General features: G+C 73.8%; 5 protein-coding genes. 1 reads left to right on the top strand and 4 read right to left on the bottom strand.

Translation table 11 applies throughout. The annotated features are described in order from the left end of the window. From NBZ85_RS26395 to NBZ85_RS26385, 3 genes are all read right to left on the bottom strand, one after another. On the bottom strand, positions 1 to 755 hold a 755-nt coding region (locus NBZ85_RS26395), incomplete at its 3' end, for a serine/threonine protein kinase (RefSeq protein WP_261562805.1). A gap of 623 nt (positions 756 to 1,378) precedes the next feature. Further along, on the bottom strand, positions 1,379 to 1,657 hold the full coding sequence (locus tag NBZ85_RS26390) for a GlsB/YeaQ/YmgE family stress response membrane protein (RefSeq protein ID WP_261558736.1): 279 nt from the start codon (positions 1,655 to 1,657) through the stop codon (positions 1,379 to 1,381). A gap of 276 nt (positions 1,658 to 1,933) precedes the next feature. Then, positions 1,934 to 2,938 carry a siderophore-interacting protein gene (locus NBZ85_RS26385; protein WP_261558735.1) on the bottom strand — a complete coding sequence of 335 codons (1,005 nt, stop codon included), beginning with the start codon at positions 2,936 to 2,938 and terminating at the stop codon, positions 1,934 to 1,936. A gap of 280 nt (positions 2,939 to 3,218) precedes the next feature. Here NBZ85_RS26385 and ddaH point away from each other — a divergent pair, with 280 nt between their 5' ends. Next, positions 3,219 to 4,043 carry a dimethylargininase gene (ddaH, locus tag NBZ85_RS26380; protein WP_261558734.1) on the top strand — a complete coding sequence of 275 codons (825 nt, stop codon included), beginning with the start codon at positions 3,219 to 3,221 and terminating at the stop codon, positions 4,041 to 4,043. Positions 4,044 to 4,074: 31 nt separating this feature from the next. Here the strand turns inward: ddaH and NBZ85_RS26375 are convergent, their stop codons facing one another. Beyond that, positions 4,075 to 5,280, bottom strand: coding sequence for an aminotransferase-like domain-containing protein (locus tag NBZ85_RS26375; RefSeq protein WP_261558733.1), 1,206 nt, complete (start codon positions 5,278 to 5,280; stop codon positions 4,075 to 4,077). Positions 5,281 to 5,913: the final 633 nt, after the last annotated feature.

The following is a 5,913-nucleotide window of genomic DNA, read 5'->3' as shown; positions in this document are numbered from 1 at the left end:
GTCAGGGAGATCCCGGGCACGTACTCCATCACGATGTAGTCCTCGCCCGCGTGGATGACGTAGTCGAGGATCTTCACGATCGCCGGGTGGGACACCGTGGTGAGGATGCGCCGCTCGCCCTCCGCGATCCGCCGGGCCTCCGGGTTGGCCGCGTCGAGCAGGCCCTTGAGCACCACCCAGGCCTGCACGTCGTCGTCGCCGAGGTTGTCGTCGGTGGCCGCGTACACCCAGCCGAGGCCGCCGTGGGCGATCACGCCGTGCACGGTGTACCGGCCGACCCGTTCACCGGGGCGCAGCTTGACGGTGAACGAATAGCGGTGCCCGCACCCCCCGCAGGTGCCGTCGAGCGCGGCCGTTCCCGACTGGCCCGGTCGGGCCACCGGGGCGCCGCACCCGGCGCACTCCCGCAACCCCACGGGCACGCTCGGCGCCTCCAGCAGCGGAGGGGTGGCGCCGGGTGATGGCCCGATCCGGCGGGGCAGGCGCAGCGGGTCGCGAGGAACGCCGGGCGCGGGGCCCCGGCGGGGGGAGATCGTCCGTGGGACCGGCACCGCGCCGACGCCCACCACACCCGCGCGGCTGTCGCCGTCGCCGTCGCCGGGCCGGGGTGAACCGGTGAAGCGGGCGCGGGTGGGTTCGGTGGGATCGAGCCACCGGTCGGTCCCGGCCGCACCGCCGGCACGGCGCTCCGACGGCGAGTCCGCTCGATCCTTGGGGTGCTCTGCGTCGGGCAGCGTCGCGCCGTCCTCCGTCATGGGTCCTCTCTGCCACCGTCCGCTCCGTCACCGTCCGCTCCGTCACCGTCCGCGGCCCGGCTGGTGCGCTGCCGCGCCGTGCCGTCAGCGTGCCACGGTCTCGCACGTTCGTCGTGGCGCGGCGCCCTTTGCTCCCGACACGGACAGTTCCGGGGCGGCGGTGCACCTGTGACCCGGAAGTCGGTCGTATGCTGACGGCCTTCTGGGCCGTGGCCCGAACGTGGCCCCGATTGTCGTCCCGTGGTCTCGTCGGCTGGGCGGAGTCTCGCCGCGTTTCTGCCGGCTGGTGATGACAGCGAGAACGAAAAATTGGGACCGGTCGAAATCCGCGGACGGCCGCCGTAATACGGCGGCTGTCGCACGGCGGGCTTCTGGCCGTTTCGAAGGATCCGGGCTTCGCCGGTGGCGTGGCCTTTTGGGCGATGGTCCGCGCGGGCGAGATCGGCGGCAGCCGTGCGGTGTCGGCGCCGCATCGGCACCGCGGGGTCGCCGAGCGCGGCTCGAGCGGACCCGAGCGCAACCACGGGCCGACCGGGGTTACCCGGTCGGCCCGCAGTTGGAACAGGTTCTGTGGCTGCGGCGACGCCGTTGGTGGGCGAGGGACGCCGGAGCTCAGGCGGAGGTCAGTGGCGCACCGGCCGACGGCCGTTCACGGCCCGGTAGATCAGCAGCGCGATGATCGCACCGATGATGGAACCGACCAGACCGGAGGGCTGGAACGCGCCCTCGTCGAAGTCGTGACCGAACAGGAGGTAACCGAGAAAGCCACCGATGAAGGAGCCGACAAGGCCCAGGCCAATCGTCGCCGGAATGCTCAGCGCATCGCGACCCGGAACCACCAGTCGGGCGACTGCGCCAGCGACGAGCCCAAGCAGAATCATGGTGAGGATGAACCAGAGCACGAGAGCCTCCGCAATTTTGCCGTGGCCGGCGGCGGTGCCGGGGTGCGCCGCTTTCCTGTTCGCCGGGGTGATCGCGGGATGTATCCCCGGTGCGGCCCCAGTCAAACTGTCCGATTTCGCAAAAGGTTCCCGAGCGCGCTGGGGTAAGTGAGGTCGGACCTTTTGGTCACCCGTGCCGTGCGGCGCGCGGGCCGACCACCGGCCCTCCTCGCGGCGTACCGCGATCGGGTGGTCGAAGCAGGTGCTGACCTGCGCAGTGCAGCACCGGCGGTGGTGTCAATGCGGCCGCCCGTCGCCGCGGTCGCGCAGCGTGGCGCGCACGTCCCGGGCGGTGTCCTGCACGCGGCGCTTGAGGGGCCCGAGCGCGGCGCGCAGCCGGTCCTGGCGACCCTCGCCACCCGGCCCGGCGCCGCCGATCTCGCCCTCACCGAAGTCGTGGTCGGGATGGTCCGCCGCTCCCAGCCGCCAGTAGCCGCGGGTCGAGACCTGGGCGCGGTCCAGTCCGGCGTCGAGGAGCTGCCGGCGGATCCGGCGCACCGCGGAGGCCTCACAGGCGATCCAGGCGGCTGTGCCCGCGGGCAGGGCGGTCGCCGCGACGGACTCCGCGAGCGGCTCGCCGGCGGCCCGGGTGCCGCGGTGCAGCCAGGTGACCGTGGACGCCGCGCCGGCCGGCAGGTCGCGGCGGCGCCCGGCGTCGCGGACCTCCGCCAGCACCGTGACGGCAACCAGCGGGGGCAGTCGCTCGAGGATCGTCGCCAGCGCCGGCAGGCCGGTCTCGTCGGCGGCGAGCAGGTGATGGGTCGCCCCGGCGGGGACCTCGTAGCCGCCCCCCGGCCCGGCGATGGCGAGATGGTCCCCGGGCCGGGCGCCGGCCGCCCACCGCCCGGCCGGACCCTCCGCGTGCAGCATCATCTCGATGTCCAGCTCACCGGCGTCGGGGTCGAACCGTCGCGGGGTGTAGGTCCGCACGACCGGGCGGGGCTGCTTCGCGGGAAAGACCGGCCGCCCGTCCGGCCCCCAGGTCGGGACGGCCGGCTCCCGCTGCCCGTCGACCGGAAGGAAGATCTTGATGTGCTGCGCGGGCCGAGGCAGGGCGAAGCCGGCCAGCGCGGGGCCGCCGAGAGTTACGGTGACCATGCCCTCGGTGAGCGGGGTGACCCGCACGACCTGCAGGCGTCTCGGGGCGGGGCGCGTGCGCCGTGGCCGCGGCGTGCGCTCACCCGGCGCCGGTCGCGCGGCGGGATCGAGTGGCCCGGACGGGTCGGATTCGGAGGTCGTCATCGTCCTCTACCCTGCCTTTCATGACCGCGGGACCGGACGGCGGGTCCAGGCACCCTGGGGTAACGACCGGCCCGGCGTCCGTGCGCTCGCACGCTTCGGTGGCCACTCCGGACGAAGCTACCGAAATGTAGGCCAGTGCTCTGGCCCGCAGGCTGGGGTGGTGGCACCCGTCCCTTCCAGCCCGCACAACGCCGGGCGTTGGAACGGTGCCGGACGGCGGCGCGTTGAGCCGGGCGGTGGGCGAGCGCGGTTACCTGTCGGTCCGGTCCGGGGGGCGCCGATGACGTTGGGCGCAGGGGTCCGCCAGGCCCGCGTGCGCCGGTACCTGATGTGCCGGCCGACCTACTTCGACGTCCACTACGCCATCAACCCGTGGATGGACCCGCGCCAGCCGGTCAACACCGACCGGGCCTGCGCGCAGTGGGAGACGTTGCGGGCGCTGTACCGCGACCTCGGCCACACCGTCGAGCTGATCGACCCGCTGCCGGGCCTGCCCGACATGGTCTATGCCGCCAACGGCGGCCTCGTCGTCGGCGGACGTGCGCTCGGGGTCCGGTTCCGCCATCCGGAACGCAGCGGCGAGCAGGAGCCCTACCTGCGGCGACTGGCACAGCTGGCCCCGGGCGGGGCGTACCGCCCGGCGCTGGTCAACGAGGGCGAAGGCGATTTCCTGCCCGTCGGCGGCATGATCCTTGCCGGCACCGGGTTCCGGTCGGAGCGGGCGGCGCATGCCGAGGCGGCCCGCATCCTGCGCCGACCGGTGCACTCACTGACCCTGGTGGACCCGCGCTTCTACCATCTGGACACGGCGCTGTGCGTCCTCGACGACGATCTCGTCGCCTACCTGCCGGCGGCCTTCGACGACGCCGGCCGCGGGCTGCTTGCCGCCCTGTTCCCGGAGGCGATCAGGGTGAGCGAGGCCGACGCGGTGGCATTCGGCCTCAACGCCGTCAGCGACGGGCGGCACGTGGTGCTCGCCGCCGCCGCCGAGGGGTTCGCCGCCGAGCTGCGCGACCGGGGGTTCGAGCCGATCGGGATCGAGTTCGATGAGCTGCGCCGCGGCGGCGGCGGGATCAAGTGCGCCACCCTGGAGATCCGCGCCTGAGCTCCACCGGTCCTGAGCGGACTGGTGGAGCTCACCCGGCCGCGGCCCCGCCGGCGAGGGCGCGAGCAAGGCGGGCCATCCCCTCGGCGATGCGCTCCGGCGCGTGCGTGGTGAACGACAGGCGCAGCGTCGCCGGGTCCGGTGTGCCGGCGAAGAACGGCGCTCCGGGGACGTAGGCCACGTCGTGGGCGACCACGGCGGGCAGCAGGGCGGCGGCGTCGTGCCCGGCGGGCAGCCGGACCCAGACGAACATGCCACCCTCGGGCCGGTTCCAGGCGCTGCCGGCCGGCAGCGCCTCGGCGAGCCCGGCCAGCATCGCGTCGCGCCGCTGGCCGTACACCGTGCACAGCCGCGCGATGTGGGCGTCAGGGTCCGCCTCGGCCAGGTAGCGGGCGGCGGCCGCCTGGTCGACGGTCGAGGTGTGCAGGTCCGCGGCCTGCTTGGCGATGACGCAGGCGCGGCGCAGCGTCGCCGGTGCGCGCAGCCAGCCCAGCCGCATGCCCGGGGCCATGGTCTTGGAGAAGCTGCCGAGCAGCACCGTGCGGTCGGCCGCGGCCGGGTACGAGGCGATCCACGGCTGCGCCGTCCCCTCGTAGCGCAGCTCGCCGTAGGGGTCGTCCTCGACGATCCACAGGCCCTGGCGGGCGGCGATCTCGGCGACGGCGCGGCGGCGGTCCGCGGCCATGGTGCGACCGGTGGGGTTCTGGAAGGTGGGCACCAGGTACAACAGCCGGGGACGTTCCCGGGCGACGAGCTCGGCCAGCTGGTCGGGGAGGATCCCCTGGTCGTCGGTGGGGGCTGCGAGCACCCGAGCGCCGGCGAAGCCGAAGCACTGCAGCACGGCGAGGTAGGTCGGGTTCTCCACGACGACGGCGTCCCCGGGCTCGAGCAGGGCGCTGGCGAGCAGCGTCAGGGCCTGCTGGGAGCCGGTGGTGATCAGCAGGTCGTCGGGGTCCGTCGGCAGGCCGCGACGACCCAGGCGGGTGGCGACCGCCGCCCGCAGCTCGGGGTCCCCCTCGGTGGTGGAGTACTGCAGCACCCGCCGGGGATCGTCGGTGAGCACCTGGTCGTAGGCGCGCCGGATGCCGGCGGCGTCGATCAGTTCGGGGGCCGGCAGGCCGCCGGCGAACGAGATCACCTCCGGCCGGGCGGTCAGGGCGAGGATCTCGCGCACCGGGGAGGTGCGCACCGACCGGGCGCGGGCGGCGAGCGCGGGTGGGGCGGCGACGGTCGTCATGACGGTGTGACTCCGGTTCCGGTTCTGGGGACGGCCGCCCGGGGGACCGGGTGGCGTGGCCGATGCCCCGCCCGTCGGCCGGGTCGCGGCGGCGGGCGAGACATCGAGGTTCCCGACGCCGGGCCGACCGTCTCGGCCGCGCCGGGGAACACTGACGGGCATCCCCTCACGGGAACGCCCCCTTCGGGGTGTCCCAACATCTGGACTGGTTCTCTCAGATGGCGAGCATCTGCATGCTATCGCGCCCGGACGCCGTGACGTCCGGCCGGGGCCGGCCAAGCCCGACCCGGTTCAGGCGTGACGATTACTCTTTGTGACTCTGTGACTGGGAGCAACGAACCGTCGATGAACCGTCAGCGGGTCCGGCGGAAGCAGAATGGAGTTGCTCGGTCAAGGGCCGTCCACACGGCCCGAGCACGGAAAACCAAGGCCGGGCAGGCCGAGACAGGCAAGAGCAAGCAGATGGGGGGAAGCCGGCATGAAGGCTACATACGAGGCGCCGGAACTTCAGTCCCAGGGCACGTTCCGACAGGCTACCGGTTTCGTCGTCTTCGTCGGGAGCTTCGGAGGCGGCTGGGGTGGCGGAGGTTGGAGCCGCTGGGGCGGCTGGGGTGGCGGAGGTTGGAGCCGCTG

The sequence above is a fragment of the Frankia tisae genome, assembly GCF_025403405.1.
Classification (GTDB): domain Bacteria; phylum Actinomycetota; class Actinomycetes; order Frankiales; family Frankiaceae; genus Frankia; species Frankia tisai.
The sequence above is the reverse complement of the archived record's forward strand: the minus strand, read 5'-3'. Positions and strand labels throughout refer to the sequence as shown.